Origin of the sequence: Chitinophaga sp. (genome assembly GCF_039596455.1) — a bacterium.
Taxonomy (GTDB): Bacteria; Bacteroidota; Bacteroidia; order Chitinophagales; family Chitinophagaceae; genus Chitinophaga.
In genome coordinates this window covers 383967-401830 of the sequence record NZ_JBCNJR010000002.1, presented here as the reverse complement: position 1 = coordinate 401830, position 17864 = coordinate 383967, and the positions used below count along the sequence as shown (strand labels likewise).

Annotated in this window: 16 protein-coding genes; 9 read left to right on the top strand and 7 right to left on the bottom strand. The window is 54.6% G+C overall.

The window, feature by feature from the left end:
- Window positions 1-24: 24 nt before the first annotated feature.
- The 3 genes from ABDW36_RS11410 to ABDW36_RS11400 all read left to right on the top strand — a co-directional run bounded on the left by ABDW36_RS11410 (window position 25) and on the right by ABDW36_RS11400 (window position 5136).
- Entirely contained in the window at window positions 25-1539 is a 1515-nt protein-coding gene (locus ABDW36_RS11410; protein WP_343702026.1) for a PQQ-dependent sugar dehydrogenase, read from the top strand.
- Between the two features lie 517 nt (window positions 1540-2056).
- Complete coding sequence (locus tag ABDW36_RS11405; RefSeq protein WP_343702025.1) at window positions 2057-3457, top strand: ATP-binding protein; 1401 nt, start codon at window positions 2057-2059, stop codon at window positions 3455-3457.
- 14 nt (window positions 3458-3471) lie between these two features.
- The gene (locus ABDW36_RS11400; protein ID WP_343702024.1) at window positions 3472-5136 is read left to right on the top strand and encodes an FAD-dependent oxidoreductase; all 1665 of its coding nucleotides are present in this window, start codon (window positions 3472-3474) and stop codon (window positions 5134-5136) included.
- Between the two features lie 19 nt (window positions 5137-5155).
- Here the strand turns inward: ABDW36_RS11400 and ABDW36_RS11395 are convergent, their stop codons facing one another.
- Both ABDW36_RS11395 and ABDW36_RS11390 read right to left on the bottom strand, forming a co-directional pair.
- Window positions 5156-5395 carry a hypothetical protein gene (locus tag ABDW36_RS11395; protein WP_343702023.1) on the bottom strand — a complete coding sequence of 80 codons (240 nt, stop codon included), beginning with the start codon at window positions 5393-5395 and terminating at the stop codon, window positions 5156-5158.
- Between the two features lie 21 nt (window positions 5396-5416).
- Window positions 5417-5818 (bottom strand): hypothetical protein, encoded by a 402-nt coding sequence (locus tag ABDW36_RS11390; RefSeq protein ID WP_343702022.1) that lies wholly within the window; start codon window positions 5816-5818, stop codon window positions 5417-5419.
- Between the two features lie 165 nt (window positions 5819-5983).
- Between ABDW36_RS11390 and ABDW36_RS11385 the strand changes: the two genes are divergently transcribed.
- Window positions 5984-6604, top strand: a complete 621-nt coding sequence (locus tag ABDW36_RS11385) for a hypothetical protein (protein WP_343702021.1) — start codon at window positions 5984-5986, stop codon at window positions 6602-6604.
- Window positions 6605-6617: 13 nt separating this feature from the next.
- Here ABDW36_RS11385 and ABDW36_RS11380 read toward each other — a convergent pair whose 3' ends face one another.
- A complete protein-coding gene (locus tag ABDW36_RS11380; protein WP_343702020.1) occupies window positions 6618-7550 on the bottom strand; it encodes a YihY/virulence factor BrkB family protein in 933 nt (310 codons plus the stop codon).
- 166 nt (window positions 7551-7716) lie between these two features.
- Here ABDW36_RS11380 and ABDW36_RS11375 point away from each other — a divergent pair, with 166 nt between their 5' ends.
- The gene (locus ABDW36_RS11375; protein ID WP_343702019.1) at window positions 7717-8634 is read left to right on the top strand and encodes an NAD(P)/FAD-dependent oxidoreductase; all 918 of its coding nucleotides are present in this window, start codon (window positions 7717-7719) and stop codon (window positions 8632-8634) included.
- A gap of 40 nt (window positions 8635-8674) precedes the next feature.
- On the opposite strand, the gene ABDW36_RS11370 is transcribed toward ABDW36_RS11375, so the two are convergent.
- From ABDW36_RS11370 to cobA, 4 genes are all read right to left on the bottom strand, one after another.
- Window positions 8675-9349 carry an NAD-dependent epimerase/dehydratase family protein gene (locus ABDW36_RS11370; RefSeq protein ID WP_343702018.1) on the bottom strand — a complete coding sequence of 225 codons (675 nt, stop codon included), beginning with the start codon at window positions 9347-9349 and terminating at the stop codon, window positions 8675-8677.
- Window positions 9350-9405: 56 nt separating this feature from the next.
- Entirely contained in the window at window positions 9406-10569 is a 1164-nt protein-coding gene (gene uxuA / locus ABDW36_RS11365; protein ID WP_343702017.1) for a mannonate dehydratase, read from the bottom strand.
- 85 nt (window positions 10570-10654) lie between these two features.
- The gene (locus ABDW36_RS11360; RefSeq protein ID WP_343702016.1) at window positions 10655-11347 is read right to left on the bottom strand and encodes a Crp/Fnr family transcriptional regulator; all 693 of its coding nucleotides are present in this window, start codon (window positions 11345-11347) and stop codon (window positions 10655-10657) included.
- Window positions 11322-12098 carry a uroporphyrinogen-III C-methyltransferase gene (gene cobA, locus ABDW36_RS11355; RefSeq protein WP_343702015.1) on the bottom strand — a complete coding sequence of 259 codons (777 nt, stop codon included), beginning with the start codon at window positions 12096-12098 and terminating at the stop codon, window positions 11322-11324. The genes ABDW36_RS11360 and cobA overlap by 26 nt, the downstream gene beginning before the upstream one ends.
- A gap of 177 nt (window positions 12099-12275) precedes the next feature.
- On the opposite strand from cobA, the gene nirB reads away from it, so the two are divergent.
- The 4 genes from nirB (at window position 12276) to ABDW36_RS11335 (ending at window position 17842) form a co-directional block, all read left to right on the top strand.
- On the top strand, window positions 12276-14783 hold the full coding sequence (nirB, locus tag ABDW36_RS11350; protein ID WP_343702014.1) for a nitrite reductase large subunit NirB: 2508 nt from the start codon (window positions 12276-12278) through the stop codon (window positions 14781-14783).
- A gap of 27 nt (window positions 14784-14810) precedes the next feature.
- Window positions 14811-15173, top strand: coding sequence for a nitrite reductase small subunit NirD (nirD, locus tag ABDW36_RS11345; protein ID WP_343702013.1), 363 nt, complete (start codon window positions 14811-14813; stop codon window positions 15171-15173).
- 80 nt (window positions 15174-15253) lie between these two features.
- A complete protein-coding gene (locus tag ABDW36_RS11340) occupies window positions 15254-16522 on the top strand; it encodes an alginate export family protein (RefSeq protein ID WP_343702012.1) in 1269 nt (422 codons plus the stop codon).
- A gap of 12 nt (window positions 16523-16534) precedes the next feature.
- Window positions 16535-17842: a NarK family nitrate/nitrite MFS transporter gene (locus ABDW36_RS11335; RefSeq protein WP_343702011.1), complete on the top strand. Its 1308-nt coding sequence runs from the start codon at window positions 16535-16537 to the stop codon at window positions 17840-17842.
- Window positions 17843-17864: the final 22 nt, after the last annotated feature.

The following is a 17864-nucleotide window of genomic DNA, read 5'->3' as shown; positions in this document are numbered from 1 at the left end:
GAAAACAGCCAATATCTGGAAAAAATGAAACGAATCGCTGTACCGCTGCTCCTCGTATTATGCGTGGCCATAGCCGCTATTTTTTATTTTTTGCGGCCGAAGGGCCGCCAGCTTCCGGTAGAAGCTACGGTAATGCTGGAATCCAGCGCGTTGGGCGTTACCACTGTTGCCACCGGCCTGCACGTACCCTGGGAAATATGCTGGGGGCCTGACAACCAGATATGGTTCACGGAACAACGCGGTACCATCAATAAAATAGACCCGGTTACTGGTAAAAAGAAGCAGCTGCTCATCATACCGGAAGTATATCTCAAACGCACGCTGGGTATCCTGGGCATGGCCATTCATCCGAAAGAGCCCTTTTTGTTCATTGATTACACCACACGCAAGCCTGACTCTTCCGTAGTATCACGGCTGGCACGTTACACCTACACGGCAGATACGCTGAAAGACCCGCTGCTGCTGTATGAAGTGCCGGGCGCCACGGGCCACAACGGTTCCAGGGTGGCTATTTCGCCAGACGGGAAAGTGATATGGTCTACCGGCGATGCAACGCGCGGCGCCAACGCGCCTGACACGGCATCTCCCAACGGCAAGGTGCTGCGCTTTAATATTGACGGCTCCATTCCGGCAGACAACCCTTACCCCGGCAACCCCATGTGGTCTCGCGGGCACCGCAACATACAAGGCCTTGCCTATACAGACAAAGGGCGCCTTTTTGCTTCCGAACACGGGGATGCTATGGACGATGAAGTGAACTACATACAAAAGGGCGGTTGCTACGGCTGGCCGGGCATTGAAGGGTATGCAGACCGTGATGACGAAAAGGCCTACGCAGACACCTTCCCTTTCATCAACCCCGCCAAAGCCTGGACGCCTACCATTGCGCCCGCCGGCATTACGCACTATCACTCCTCCGCCATACCGGAATGGCAAAACAGCCTGCTGATGGTTACGCTCAAAACATCCAGCCTGCGCGTGCTGCAGCTCAATGCCGAACAAGATTCCATTACAGGTGAAACAACCTTCCTCACCGGCGTGTATGGCCGCCTGCGCGCCATATGCGTGTCTCCGGCCGGGGATGTATATATTGCCACCAGCAACCGTGACTGGAACCCCGGTAAAGGTTTTCCCATCCAGGAAGATGACCGTATTCTGCGCCTCTCCCCCATTGCCAAAACCGCCAACCCGGTGCGGCCGCTGGGGCCGGACACGCTGACCGTCAGCCTTTCCAAAGGGCAGGCCCTTTATAAAAGTTACTGTGAATCCTGCCACAAATCTGACGGTAAAGGCGTGGAAGGCTCTTTCCCTGCGCTTGACGGGAACAAGATCGTGAACGGCAAACCGCAGGCCCTGGTGGCCGTTATCCTGAAAGGGAAAAGCGGTACGCTCAAATCAGGCGAACAGATGCCTGCCTTCAGCTTCCTCAGTGACGCAGATGTAACCTCCATCACCAACTACATCCGGAACAGCTGGGGCAACAAGACGTATGAAATATCTTTTGAAGATGTAGAGCGGTTCAGAAAGAAGATAAAATAGCAGACGAATAGACAAGCAATAGAAACAATGGTTTAAAACAATAGCGCGGAGGAATCATCCTTCGCGCTGTTTTTTTACAGGCCGGCGCGGCGCCCCGCACACAGGCGTTTTATAAACAAAAAACAATAGTTTGTGCACTTTTGGGACTGTTTGCCCAAATCCTTTACTGCCGGGGCTTTTGCTCCCGATCATAGCCGGGGACATGCATGGATGCCGGCATTGCACTTTTGAAGAAAAGGAAAAGTAAAGAATAACACAAGGATCAGCGAACGAGAAGCGAAGGGTAGGTGGACTTGGTACGGACTTGATACGGACGGGATGTGGACATATTGTGAAGAGGGGCCGGAGGTATTGTGTTGAAAATTATTTATAATAAAAGCGTAACAAACTAATAATCAACAACAAACCTCCATTTACAGCCCGGCGCAGCCAGCTGGCCGGCCCGGGTGTTCCAACCCGGGCAAAGATTTTTGCCCCACCGCAAAATCCGTTAACTTCAATCAAGAACCGAGAACCCATGAACAAAGTATCCGCCGGCTGGCTGCAATCCATTGACGCATTGAAAGACGTACCTGTTGACCAGCTGCAGTGGCTGGCAGACAACAGCGTACAGGAAACCGTCCCCGCCGGGGAATACCTGTTCAAGGTAAATGACCCCATTACCAGCACCATATTCATTATTTCAGGCAGGGTAAGGGCTTTTATTCTTCAAAACCAGGAAGCCCGCGAGATAGCGGTGTTTGAACCGAAAAATATCACGGGGCACCTGCCTTATTCAAGGGGCAACCTGGCCATAGCTACAGGGCAGGCGCTGGAAGACACGGAAGTGCTCCGGTTTCCCAGGGAAAAAGCCGGCGAGCTTATCCGTAACCATTTTGAGCTGACGCAGGCGCTGGTCCACCAGATGACCAACCGGGTGAGGGAGTTTACCTCCAACCAGTTGCAGAACGAGAAAATGGTGGCGCTTGGAAAATTGTCTGCCGGCCTGGCCCATGAGCTGAACAACCCCGCCGCTGCCGTGGTGCGTGGCGCCACTTCACTGCGGGAGCACCTTCACCTCATACCGGAGTATTTTAAAAAGATCAGCACCATACAAATGCCCGCGGAGAAAGTAGACATCGTAACAGACATGATGTTCAACCTGCTCCGCCGCCCGCGCAATGCAACCCTCAGCCTGATGCAGCGCACGGACAGGGAAGACGAGCTGACAGACCTGCTGGAGCAGTACAACGTGGAGAACGCGGCGGAAATAGCGGAGAACTTTACAGATTTCGGCGGCACGGCGGAAGACCTGGAGGCCTTTCGCCAGCATATCCCTGCAGCCCACTTCTCCCCCGTCATCAACTGGATCAACAACAACCTGGTAACAGAAAAAATGGTCACTGACATAGATGAGGCCTCCCGGAGAATTGCCACGCTCATCAACTCCGTAAAGGTGTTCACGCACATGGACCAGGGGCACGACCAGCAGACGGCCGATATTCATGAAGGCATCATCAACACCCTCACCATGCTGCAGCACAAGATCAGGAAAGGGAACATCAGCATAGAGCAACAGTTCAACACCGGCCTGCCGCCCATCAAAGCCTACATTGGTGAGCTGAACCAGGTGTGGACGAACGTGATAGACAATGCGCTGGACGCCATGGCCGCCAACGGGCAGGGCATCCTCAGCATTAAAACAGAAAAGGATGGAGACTGCATCAAGGTATCTATCACAGACAACGGCCCCGGCATACCGGCAGATGTGCTGCCCCGCATCTTTGACCCGTTCTTTACCACCAAGGAGGTTGGAAAAGGCACAGGGCTTGGCCTGGATATTGTATCACAGATCGTAAGGCAGCACAAGGGCAACATAAAAGTGCAGTCTGTACCAGGCAACACGCAATTCAGTGTATCCCTCCCCGTTAAAGCTTAAAAATTATCCGGACAATGGAACTACCGATCATATTTTGTATTGATGACGATGAACAGGTGCTGCGCGCCATTACCCGCGACCTGAAGAACAAATACCGCGGCGAGTACCGCGTGCTGGCCACCACCGCCGTAACGGAAGCGCTGGAGAGCCTGCGCGAGCTGAAAAATAAAGGCGAGACCATTGCCATGTTCGTATCAGACCAGCGCATGCCGCAGCTTGACGGCGTAGCCTTCCTGGAAAAGGCCATGCAGTTCTACCCCAATGCCAAACGCGTGCTGCTCACCGCCTATTCAGATACAGACGCGGCCATCAAAGCCATTAACAAGGTACAGCTGGATTATTATCTCGTGAAACCCTGGGACCCGCCGGAAGAAAAGCTCTTCCCGGTTATTGACGAGCTGCTGGACGACTGGCATCATGAGCACCGCCCGGAGTTCAGGGGCATCAAGGTAACGGGGTACCAGTTTTCCCAGCAGTCACACGCCATCAAAGATTTTCTGGCCGGCAACCTTATTCCTTATCATTGGCTGGACATACAAACGTCTGAAGAAGGGAAAAGCCTGCTGCAATTGAACAACCTCGGCACGCAAGACCTGCCGGTGGTATTTTTTGAAGATGGCAGCTACCTCATCAAACCCGCTATTGCTGACATTGCCCGCAAGGCCGGCCTCACCCCGCAGATCAAACATGACGTATACGATGTGGTGATCATAGGCGCCGGCCCTGCCGGTTTGGCCGCGGGCGTGTACGGCGCTTCAGAAGGCCTGAAAACCCTGCTGATAGAAAGGCGCGCCCCGGGCGGCCAGGCCGGCACCAGCTCCCGCATTGAGAACTACCTGGGTTTCCCCAGCGGGCTCACAGGCGCGGAGCTTACCCGCCGCGCCATTACACAGGCCACGCGCCTGGGCACGGAATTTCTGGCCCCGCAGTCTGTAAAAGACATCCGGCAGAAAGACGGGTACAACAAGATCATCCTGGAAGATGATACGGAGATCAACACCCGCAGCGTGATCATCACCACCGGTGTAGACTATCGTACATTGGACAAAAAAGGCATTGCCGACTTCACCGGTGCGGGCATTTACTACGGCGCAGCCATGACGGAGGCTACCGCCTGCCGGGATAAGCAGGTGTTTGTGGTAGGCGGCGGCAACTCTGCCGGCCAGGCCGCCATGTACCTCTCCAAGTTTGCGCGCAACGTATATATCCTCATCCGCAAGGAAGACCTCACCAGCACCATGTCTGCCTACCTCATAGACCAGATCGGAAGCGCTTCCAACATCACCGTGCGCCCATTCACCGAAATAGAAGAGGCCCGCGGCAACGAGCGCCTTCAGCAACTGGTGATACACAACATCGCCACCGGCGAAAAAACCACGGAAGAGGCAGATGCGCTGTACATTTTCATTGGCGCCAAACCCTTTACGGACTGGATTGCCCTGAACATTATCAAAGACGAAAAGGGCTTCATAGAAACCGGCGGCGAACTGAAAAACTACCCGGCTTTCGGCAAGGTATGGAAACAGCCGCGAGATCCCTACCTGCTTGAAACCAGCTGCCCGGGCGTATTTGCCGCCGGAGACGTGCGCGCCCACGCCATGAACCGTGTAGCCGCTGCCGTGGGGGAAGGCTCAATGGCTATCAGCTTTGTACATAAGTACCTGGCGGAGGTGAAGTAGAAAGCGCACCTGGCTCACATCAGTCGTGCCCCTGCTGCTTCACCAATTTGTTGTAGATGCCGAAAAGCAGGAACGGCGCCGCCCACTGCCCGATGAACAGGCTGAGATGTTTACGGCCCATGCATTGCAAGGCCAGCGAAACGCTCATAGCGCCCACGGAAGCCCACAGGTACCAGTCTGACGGCAGTTTGGCCGTTTGTTCCTCAATGGCTTCCGCCACTTGTCCTTCCTGGTGTTCAGGATTGTAATTTGCTGCCATGATCTTATATTTTTAGTGTTGTCAATCATTGTCTCCCAAACTGTAGGGATTGTTCTCTTCGTCTTCCGCGCCAATGTCTTCCCCTTCGTCATCCAGCTCGGCGCCGGGTACGTCCAGGTCTCCTGCTTCATTCAGCAATTCCCCGTCATCGTCCCGGTTGTCCAGTTCCGAATCACGCAGGTTACGCTCATCCCGGTAAGCCGGGTCTGACTCCGCTGCTTCATCCAGCAATTCCTGCTCTTCAGCCGTTACGTTGCTGTCTCCCGTTACCAAAGGCTCTTCATCCAGCGTACCTTCACCTTCCTCATCCGCGGAAGAGGCGGTAGTGTCTGCCAGCTCGCCAAGGGGAGCCGGCTTGATGTTTTCCTGGCCGGGGATGTCTTCTGCATCCGGCAGGTTGATGCGATCCGGTTTCTTTTCCATGTTCTGCTTTTTAAAGGAAGAGGTGTAAATACCATGCCACGTGCAACAGCCGATGGCGCGGGCCGCAAACCTGCTCATTTTGTGGAGAAACTTGCGCAATTGGCCGTTCTTTTCAGCTACAGGGCCATGGCATAGAAATTGGCGCTGTTTCTAAAAAAGCGCGTAATGAACCCTGTATTATCCTCGCATGAACTGGTGCCCACCCAGCAGCAGGGCGGCCAATCCAATACCACGCATACGGTTAAAACAGAGAGTCAGAAAGAAGCAAGGGCGCTATACCAGTCCGCCAAAACACGGTTGCTGGACGTGAACCACTGGAAAGACATCAGCGGGCGGCAGAGTGCCGTGTTTACGCTGAACGACAGTCATGGTCATTTTGTAAGGCGCCTGGCCCGTGAAGGAGACCTGATCCGCATCAGCATTCCCGGCCCGGATGCGGCAGACGGCCAGGAATACGACTGGGTAAAAGTGGAGCGCATTTTCGAAACCACCACCCACCGCAATTCATCCGCCTATACCGGCATGCGCGTGAGGCCCGTGAAAGCGCCGGAGAAAATGCCGGCAGAAGTTTCCCATTTCTTCAAAAACACCGCTACCAGTTCTTTCATTGTTGAAAAACGGGGCAAAATAGTGAGCGCCGGTGTATACGGCCGCAACGAGCAGCCCAATACAACACCCCGCTCCTTCCTGGGCGCCCTCCGCAATGTGGTGGTATGGCTGGGCGCCTTGCTGGGCCTGTCTAAAGTGCAATGGAAAAGTTTGGTGAGGGGGCTGCTCAGGGAATAGGATGAGTCAGGCCTCATTCATCCTCTTCCTCCACATTCTTCAGCTGGTATTTAATGGCATGATGAAGCGGCTGAATAGGCTTGTTGTTGGCGTTGGCCCAAACATTGGCGAAGGAAGCGCCATAGTAGAATATCAGGGACACGTAAAACACAAAAAGCAATAGCAGCACCGTGGCCGCCGAGGCGCCGTAAATGCTGTTGATGTTGCTGTAGGAAAGCATCCACCGCAGCACCAGTTTACCTATATTGAACAATATGCTGGTCACAAAAGCGCTGGTGAAAATGATCTTCCAGCGCGGGCGGCCGTCTGGCAAAAGATAGAACACCAGTGCAAACCACAGGGTAACCGTGAGAATGGAAATGATGTAACGCAAACCACTATCGTAGTAGGTGAAAACGGCAGGGATATACCTGTCAATGTACTGCCCCAGGAAGGCCTGCACGGAATCTGCCAGTATGCCCGCTATGAACAGCACCGCCGTGAGCAATATGACCAGCACACCGCGCAGGCGGGAGCGCATCACCTGCCCGAAAGTTTGCCGTTTGTTGATGCGGATGCTCCATAGCTGGTTCATGGAGCCTTTGATCACTTTGAACAAGGTGGTGGCCACAAACAAAAGGAAAATAAAACCCCCGATGGCAACCAGCCAGTTTTCCGCAATGCCGCGGAAGGCACGCAGCGTTTTGATCACTTCCGCCGTGGCTTCAGGACCTATGATCTCGCCCAGCTGGGCAAAAAGCTGGCGGCTGATATTACGCGGTTCAAAAATGAGCCGCAGGGTCTGGATAATGATCACCAATATGGCGGGCAGCGCAAAAGTGGTAAAAAAAGCCGTGGCGCCCGCCATGCGCAGCGGGTCGTTTGCATTCAGCTCTTTGAATGCGTCTTTAAAAGACAAGAAAAAAACCTGCCAGCGCTTTAAATGCTCCCTTTTGCCTGTTGTCATGAATAGATGAGTTGATCTGTACAGCCAATGCCGCAGCGAAAGTAAGGCAAAAAACCGGCCATCTGCCGCTGTTTGCGATAATTCCGGCAAACGCTGCCGGCGATTTGTACAGGAACACCCTTAATAATTGCAACTAAGTTGCATAATTTATTCCTACATTTGCCATATGCAGAAAACTATTGAAACGGAAGTAGCCGTAATAGGCGGCGCTACAGCAGGACTGGCCGCGGCCCTCACCCTGGGCCGCAGCATGAGGAACGCTATTGTATTTGACACCGGCAGCCCGCGCAACAAACCGGCCGCCCATGCGCATAATCTTTTTACAAGAGACGGTACGCCGCCCGCAGAGCTGCTGCGCATAGCGCGGGAGCAGCTGGTGCTCTACCCTACCGTGCAAATAGAACAGGCGGCCATCACCAGCGCCAGGGCAGAGCACGGCCGCTTTACGCTGCAGGCAGACAACGGGCACACTTATCACGCACAGCGGGTCATCATAGCCACCGGCGTGAAGGATGAATTGCCCGCTATTCCCGGTGTGGCGGAGCTTTGGGGCAATAAGTTGTTCCATTGCCCATATTGCCACGGCTGGGAGGTGAAAGACCTGCCGGTAGCGCTTTTTGGTAACGGTGAAATGGCCTATGAATTTACGCGCCTGCTTTATCATCTTAATAAAGACCTGGTGATCTGCACCAACGGCCCGGCCACTTTCACGGAAGAGCAACGGAAAAGCCTGGCCCGCCGCAACGTTACCGTACTGGAAGAAACGGTGGAAAAGGTGGAAGACGCGCCCGGCGGCATCCTGATCACTTTCAGCAACGGAACAGTGTTGCACAAAAGCGCAGCATACATAAAAACGAACATTGTTTACCACACGGAACTGGCCGTACAACTGGGTTGTGAGTTAACAGAGCAGGGCGGCATCAAGGTGAACGCGCAATGCGAAACTTCTGTACAGGGTGTACTGGCGGCGGGAGATGTAGCTGGCGGCACGCCGCAGCAGGTATCTGCAGCAGCGGCCGGCGGGCACCTGGCCGGAGCTATGTGTAACAACCTGTTGGCGAAAGAGGAATTTGAAAAAGAATGAGGGTTAAACACAACGGCAGGAGTGCGCCCCCCTGGCGCCCTCACCTCGTTTCCCCGGCAAGGCGTACAATGTCTTTTACTTCCAGTACCGGCTTGCTGTAGCCCGCTGTGGCCACCTGTATCATGGCTTGCCCCACTTCGCCCAACGTACTGGCAAAGCCGGGAAACAGCGCCCGCACCGCCGGGTACATCCATCCCAGCAGCCGGTAAAGAGATTTGATGTTTTGCTGCCCTGCCACGGGTTTCATAAGGCCGGGACGGAAGGCGTATGCCTTGCGGAAAGGCAGCTTCATCAGATCGTTTTCGGTTTTTCCTTTTACCCTTGCCCACATCACCTTGCCTTTTTCAGAACTGTCCGTACCGGCGCCGGAAACATAACAGAACACCATATCAGGGTTCAGCTCCGCCAGCGTACGGGCAAATGAAAGCGTCAATGTGTAGGTAACATGGTGGTATGCTTCTTCATTCATGCCAACAGAAGATACGCCCAGGCAAAAGAAACAGGCATTGTACCCTTTTAGCTGCTCACGCAGGGCGCTGATGTCAAAAAAATCTGCATGAACGATCTCTTTCAGCTTGGGGTGGCTGATACCCGCCGGTTTGCGGTTTATAATGAGCACGCTGGCTACACTGGCGCTGTTCAGGCACTCCAGCAGCACACCTTCTCCCACCATGCCGGTGGCGCCGGTAATGATTACATGCAAGGGAACGCTCATAAGGAAACATTTTCATAAATGTAAGCAATCCGCTGCCAATGAGCGCTGGGTAACAGCTATTGATGTGGAGACAAAACTATGCCCATTTCCAGCCCGCGCAGTTCCGCCAGCCCCCGTAGCCGCCCGATGGCGCTATAGCCGGGGTAGGTGGTCTTGTGCAGATCATCCAGCATCTGGTGGCCATGGTCAGGCCGCATGGGAATAGCCGCTTTTCTTTTTTCCATCAGCTTCACCAGCTCCTTCACCACGGCAAACATGTTCACGTCTCCGTCCAGGTGGTCTGCCTCGTAGAAATTGCCTGCCGCATCCTGTTTGGTGTTGCGCAGGTGTACGAAGTGGATGTTATTCCCGTACCGCTGCACAATGCCCGGCAGATCGTTACTGCGGTGTACGCTGAGAGAGCCTGTGCAGAAACAAAGGCCGTTGGCCGGAGAGGGCGCGGCTTGCAGAATGTCTGCCAGGTCTTGTTCCGTACTTACAATACGGGGCAGGCCCAGCAAGGGATAAGGCGGGTCATCAGGGTGAATGGCCAGCTGCAGGCCCAGCTCTTCCGCTACGGGCACCACCTGCCGCAGGAAATGAAAAAGATGCTGCTTGAGCTTGTTGGCGTCTATATGCGCGTACTGCTGCAGGGCGGCCAGTATCACTTCTTTGGTGAACCGCTCGTCGCTACCCGGCAGGCCCAGCAGCGCGTTGTGGTATAAGGTGGCCTGCTGCTCCGCCGTCATGGATTGCAGGCGTTTTTTTGCAGTGGCTATTTCTGCTTCCGTATAGTCTTTTTCCGCGCCGGGGCGTTGCAGCAGGTAGAGGTCAAAAGCCACAAAAGCCGCCCGCTCAAAATAAAGCGCCTTGCTGCCGTCCGGCATGGCGTAGGAAATGTCTGTGCGCATCCAGTCCAGCACCGGCATAAAATTGTAGGTAATCACCTTGATGCCGCACTGCGCCAGGTTACGCAGGCTTTGCCGGTAATTCTCTATGTACTTTTCAAAGCCGGCCCGCTGTTGCTTGATGTCTTCATGTACAGGCAGGCTCTCCACTACCGCCCATTGCATGCCGGCTTCAGCAATGGTGGCTATACGTTGCTGAATTTCTTCCACGCTCCATACCTCCCCTACGGGAATATGATGCAGGGCGGTTACCACCCCGCTACAACCGGCCTGGCGGATATGTTCGAGACTGACGGGGTCATTCGGCCCGAACCAGCGCATTGTTTGTTGCATTAGATACATAATGCTAAGATGTAAAAAAATTTGATAGTTGTGCGGACGGGCAGGGATTACAACGATGTAAATCGAAGAAGGGATTTCAAAAAGGTTCCTTCCGCAACAGGTGCAGCTTTTCTTCGTTGGTGAGGGTGATGTACCGGCCGGAAACGGCCACCAGGTTTTCTTCTATCATGGCGTTGAGCATGCGGAAGGTGGTTTCGTAAGTGGCGCCGATGTAGGAAGCCAGGTCTTGCCGGCTGAGCGGGAAGGCGATAAACCCGTCTTTATCGTAACCGAACTTTTCTTTCAGCGTAAGGAGCGCATTGGCCAGCCGCCCTTTTACGGGCATATGCGCCAGGTTGCGCATGCGTTTTTCAAACTCCTGCAGCTCACGGGCGTAGAAGAGCATCAGTTCATACAACAGCTCATGGTTCACTTTGAGGGAAGCGTTAAAAAAATCCAGCTCAAAATAACAGACCGTAGCCGGCTCCAGGGCGGTAGCGGTTACCGGGTATACCATATCCGTTCCTATGCCGCGGTGGCCAACAATATCTCCTTCCCTGGCAAAACGCACTATCAGCTCCTTGCCGTCATCCCAGTGCTTATGCACTTTTACCTTTCCCTTGTAGAGGAAATAGATGCCCGTTACCGGGTCTCCTTCCCTGAACAGCACATCTCCTTTTTTACAGTCAAAGTGTTTTTTCTGGGTTTGCACGGCCGGCAGCCATTCTTTCAGGCACAGCCTGCATACCAGGCACGTTTGCCGGTCACATCCCTGTTTGTTTTTCTTCATATGCTACGGCGGTATGAACGATGTTTTCCATGGCGGCTTTGAGGCCAACCACTTCTCCTACTATAATAATGGCCGGGTTGCCCATGCCTGCCGCCTGCGCCCGGGCCGCAATGTCGGCCACCGTGGCTGTCAGCATTTTTTCCTGCGGGGTGGTGCCGTTCTGGATAATGGCCACCGGTACATCCCCCCGGCCGCTGTTGCTGAAAATGTCCATAATAGCTTCCAGCCGGCTCATGGCCATGAGTATCACCACTGTAGCGGTAGACCGGGCGGCCAGGTATACATCCCCGGAAATGTCACCACTGCGGGTAGTGCCGGTAGTGACCCAGAAGCTTTCCGTAGTACCCCGTGCGGTCAGCGGTATCATTTGGGAGGCTGCCACTGCCAGCGCGCTGGATATGCCGGGCACCACGCCTACCGGAATGCCCGCTTCCCTGGCGGCGGCTATTTCTTCCACGGCGCGGCCGAATACAAAGGGATCTCCCCCCTTCAGGCGTACCACATGGCCATATTTGTGCGCGCAGCTCACCATTAACCGGTTGATTTCCTGCTGGGAAAGGGCATGGCAGCCATACCGTTTACCTACAAATTGCACAAAAGCCGTTTTGGGCACATATTCCAGCAGGGCGGGGTTTACCAGTGCATCATATAATACGGCATCAGCCCGCTGAAGGGTTCGGATGGCTTTCAGTGTGATCATTTCCGGGTCTCCCGGCCCTGCGCCCACTAAAGATAAATATGGTTCCGGCATACTATAAACACATTATTAATTTATTTATGTAATGATTTATATCATCAACAAGCATAAAATTAAAACAAATTGGCTTATTTTTATGATATATATCATACACCTCATACGATTTTCAGTTTGTTTTCGCTTGTAATGATAATATATAAATTATCATAATTTAATTAAAACAGTTCGCACATGAAAATCGTAGTTATCGGGAATGGCATGGTGGGCCATAAATTTTGCGAGAAAATAATTGATAAATCCGGAAGTTCCGCTATCCAGCTGGTTGTTTTTGGTGAAGAACCGGTGCAAGCCTATGACAGGGTGCACCTTAGCGAGTATTTTTCAGGCAAAACCGGAGAAGAGCTGAGCCTGGCCCCGCTGGACTGGTACCGCCGGCACAACATCACCCTTCACCTGGGAGACCCCGTACAACATATTGACCGCCAGCAGAAAACCGTACACTCCCACCGCGGCCTCACCGAATCTTACGATTACCTCATATTTGCCACCGGCTCCGCCGCCTTTGTGCCTCCCATACCCGGCACAGATAAAAAAGGCGTATTCCTCTACCGTACCCTGGAAGACCTGGCCCTGATGACCGCCTACGCCCCCCGGGCCACCTGCGGCGCCGTAATAGGCGGGGGACTCCTGGGCCTGGAAGCCGCCAAGGCGCTGATGGACCTGGGCATACCGGAAACACATGTGATCGAGTTTGCGCCCCGGCTTATGCCGCGGCAGATAGACGATAAGGGCTCCGATATATTAAAAACCCGCCTGCAACGCATGGGCCTGCAGGTGCATACCTCCAAAAGCACGCAGTCCATCCTGGGCAACGACGCCATTACCGGCCTCAGCTTTGCAGACGGCAGCACCCTGCCGGCAGACATGCTGGTGATTTCCGCCGGCATTGCCCCGCGGGACGAGCTGGCCAAACAATGCGGCCTGCAAACCGGTCCCCGCGGCGGCATTGTGGTTAACAGCCACCTGCAAACCACTGACCCCGACATTTTTGCCATTGGCGAGTGCGCCTTGTATAATGGTATGATCTACGGCCTGGTGGCGCCCGGCTATGAAATGGCTGAAGTGGTAGCCTCCCGGCTGTGCCATATGGCCGCTGAAGCGGCAGATGTATCCAAAACCTTTACCGGTTTTGACATGAGCACCAAGCTGAAACTGATAGGGGTAGACGTGGCCAGCTTCGGCAACCCTTTCATTACCCCTGATGAGGGAGACAGTATTGTGCTGGAAGACGCTACCAAAGGCATCTACAAACGCATCAACGTGTCTAAGGACGGGCAATTGCTGCTGGGCGGCATTTTAATAGGTGACGCCTCCGCCTACAACCTGCTGCTCCAAACCTGTAAAAACAAACTGGCCCTGCCCGCGGAACCGGCAGATCTGCTGCTGGGCGGCCGCAGCGCGCAGCCTGCCAACATGGAGCTGCCGGATGATGCGGTGATCTGCTCTTGCGAGAACATCAGCAAGGCGGCCATCTGCAAGGCAGTGGAAGGCGGCCATGAAACGCTCGATGCGGTAAAAAAATGCACCAAAGCGGCCACCTGCTGCGGCGGCTGCGCGCCCATGGTGAAAGACATCATTGCCGCCACCATGAAAGCCCAGGGCAAATACATCCGCAACGTGGTGTGCGAGCATTTTAACTATTCCCGCCAGGAGCTGCTGGACCTCGTGAAAGTAAAAAGCCTCCGTTCTTTTGATGAGGTGCTGGACCACTATGGCCACGGAGACGGCTGCGAGATCTGCAAACCGGTGGTAAGCTCCATACTGGCCAGTCTCTGGAACGATATGATACTGGCCAAAGGCAATGATACCGCGCAAGACTCTAACGACCGGTACCTGGCCAACATCCAGAAAGGCGGCACCTACTCCGTGGTGCCCCGCATTCCGGGCGGAGAGATCACGCCTGAGAAGCTGATCGTGATAGGCCAGATTGCCGCACAGTACAACCTCTACACCAAAATAACCGGCGGCCAGCGCATAGACCTCTTCGGCGCGCACCTCAGCGACCTCCCTGATATTTGGGAAGCCCTCATCAAAGCCGGCTTTGAAAGCGGCCACGCTTACGGCAAAGCCCTGCGCACGGTAAAAAGCTGCGTAGGCTCTACCTGGTGCCGTTTTGGCCTGCATGACAGCGTGAGCTTTGCCATACAGATAGAAGAACGTTACCGCGGGCTGCGCGCGCCGCATAAAATAAAATCTGCCGTATCAGGCTGCATCCGCGAGTGTGCCGAAGCCCAGTCTAAAGACTTCGGCATCATAGCCACAGAAAAAGGGTGGAACCTCTACGTAGGCGGCAACGGCGGCTCCAAACCGCAGCATGCCAAACTGCTGGCGGCAGACCTTGACAGCGAGACCTGCATCCGGTACATAGACCGCTTCCTGATGTTCTACATTAAAACCGCAGACCCGCTCACCCGTACCGCTACCTGGCTCAACAAGCTGGAAGGCGGCATGGACTACCTGCGCAACGTGATAGTGAATGACAGCCTGGGCATTGCCGAAGAGCTGGAAAAAGAAATGCAGCAGCTGGTAGATGCCTACAAATGCGAATGGCGCGAAGTGGTAGAGAACCCGGAGCTGCGCAAACGCTTCTCCCACTTTGTGAACGCGCCTGAAGAAAAAGACCCAACCGTAAAATTCGAGGCCATGCGCACCCAGAAAAGGGCCGCAGAATGGAAATAAATATTGCTTACCAAACTTTTGTTAATTATGTCAGCCATCACCACAACAGACATCACCTGGTTTTTTGCCTGTAAAACAACAGACGTTCCGGCCAACGGGGGCGTTTGCGTGAAGTACAAAGACGAGCAGATAGCGCTGTTCTACTTTAGCCGCACCAACAGCTGGTACGCCACGCAGAACCTTTGTCCCCACCGCCGGCAGATGGCCCTGAGCCGAGGCCTCACCGGCACGCAGCAGGGAGAGCCCAAAGTGGCCTGCCCCTTTCATAAAAAGACCTTTTCGCTGGAAGACGGGCGCTGCCTGAATGACGAGCATGAATGCTCGCTGACCACCTACCCGGTAAGGCTGGAAGATGACCGTGTGTACATTGGCGTTAGTAATGCATATTAAGACGAAACCCGGCAGTTGGCAGACTGGCCGGGCTTCTGGATTTTAATATGATTGGCTCATTTAAAATTTACCAAATTTACATGAAAAAATGGTTCCTTTCCGGGGCATCTTCCATTTTCTTCAGCGCCCTTTGCTGGCAGAACGTTAAAGCCCAGTTCTCCCTCTCCGCGCAGCTCCGCACCCGTACAGAGCTGCGCCACGGCCAGGGCGGCCCGCTCCCCGCCGGCGCAAAACCTGCAATATTCACCTCCCAGCGCACCCGCCTTTCCGCTGCGTACGCCATACCCGGCCTGAAGCTGGGCCTCACCGTACAGGACGTGCGGGTATGGGGGCAGGATGCATCTACCATTCACCGCACCACCACCGCAGACAACAACGGCTTCATGCTGCATGAAGCCTGGGCCGAAGTAGATCTTGCGGACAGCCTGCAGCTGAAGGTAGGCCGGCAGGAGCTGGTGTATGACGACAGCCGCCTGCTGGGCAACCTTGACTGGCTGCAGCAGGGCCGGCGGCACGATGCGGCTCTGCTTAAGTTCAGGCATAGCGGCTGGGTAATGCACCTGGGCGGCGCTTTCAACCAGAATAAGGAGAACGCTGCCGGCACGGTGTACAATCCGCTGCCGCCCGGCAACTACCCCGCCAATACCAATGGCGGGCAGCAGTACAAGAGCATGGAGTTCCTGTACATACAGAAGATGGGCGTTTCTTTCCTTTTCCTTGCAGACCAATTCTCGAAATATAGCACAGACAGCACCGGCGCAAAACAATGGCAATCTTCCGCCTACAACCGCATGACCACCGGGCTTTTCTACTCCTGGAAAAAACGGCTGACGCTGGCCGCGTATTACCAGTTTGGCCATACGCCCCTGGGGGAAAGCCTCAGCGCCGCCCTGCTGTCTGCCGCCTACCAGCATCCTTTCAGCACCCGTTTCAGTGCGGAAGCCGGCATCGACTACACCACCGGCGGCAATACCCGCAACGCCTTTGACCCGCTGTATGGCACGCCGCACAAGTTCTGGGGCGCCATGGATTATTTCTACGTAGCCAGCGGCTTCGGCAACAAAGGCCTGCAAGACTATTACCTCCGCGCCAAATACAAACCCGCTTCCAAATGGGCCATGGGTGCAGACGTACATCAGTTCTTCAGCGCCGCTTCCTACAACTTCGGCACGGAAGCAGACCTCTCCGCTTCCTGTCAATTGTCAAAGTTTGTAGCGGTAGAAGGCGGTTACAGCCACTTCTGGAGCAGCGGTCACCTGGCTGCCGCCAAAAACGTGGCGGATGCCCAAAGCAGCAACCACTGGGCCTGGCTCTCCCTCAACATCAAACCGGAACTTTTCTCCAAATAAAAACATTGCAACATGACCTTCCATAATAAGCCGCTCGAAAAAATTGCCCTCTTCAGCCTGAAAACCGTGCAAATGCGCACGTTCCACATTACCTGGCTGATGTTCTTTGTGTGTTTCTTCGGCTGGTTCGGCCTGGCGCCGCTGATGCCTACTATCCGGGAAGACCTGGGGCTCACCAAATCGCAGGTGGGCAACATCATTATCGTATCCGTATCCGGTACCATCATTGCCCGCCTCATTATTGGCCGCCTCTGCGATACCTGGGGCCCGCGCAAAACCGCGGTGCGGCTGCTGCTGTTCGGCTCCATACCCGTATTCCTGGTGGGACTGGCACATGACTATGTTACCTTTCTGCTGTTTCGTTTAGCCATCAGTGTAATAGGCGCCTCCTTTGTGATCACCCAGTTCCATACCTCCATCATGTTTGCGCCGCGCATTAAAGGCACGGCCAACGCTATTGCCGGCGGCTGGGGCAATTTGGGCGGCGGCGTAACGAATATGGTGATGCCGCTGATATTTGCCGCCATTGTAGGCTTCGGCTATACCAGCCAGGAAGCCTGGCGGCTGGCCATGGTAGTACCCGGCCTGATGATGCTGGGCGCAGCCTTTCTTTACGCGCGGTACACCAAAGACACACCAGACGGCAACTACACTGATATCAACCGCCATGCCGCGAAAACGAAAACAGACTGGACGGTGCTGGCAGACTGGCGCATCTGGGCGCTCACGCTGGCTTACGCCATGTGCTTCGGCATGGAGATCACTTTTGACAACGTAGCTTCTCTTCATTTTGTAGACACCTTCGGACTATCACAGGCCAGCGCCGGTTTCTGGGCAGGCATTTTCGGGCTGATGAACATTTTTGCCCGCGCGCTGGGCGGCTTTGTTTCAGACCGGATCGGTGAAAAACAGGGCATGAAGGGAAAAGGTACCCTGCTGGCTTTTGTGCTGCTGGCGGAAGGCGGCGGGCTGCTGCTTTTTGCCGAAGCCGCTTCGCTCACCCTGGCCATCATTGCCATGCTGGGCTTTGCGCTGTTCCTCAAAATGGCCAACGGCGCCACTTACGGCATAGTGCCTTTTGTAAATGAAAAAAACGTTGGCCTCGTTAGCGGCATTGTTGGCGCAGGCGGCAACCTGGGCGGCATGCTCTTCGGCTTCCTGTTCAAATCGGAGAACATCAGCTACGAGCAGGCTTTTACCTACATCGGCTACGCCGTTATAGGTACCGGCATACTGGTATTGCTCACGCGCTTCGGCAAGCAACCCGGCGCGGCGCCGGCAGCCCGGCCGCAGCCTGTTTTTGTAAGGGAGAAGAAATAGATGTCCATTCAAAACAAATAAC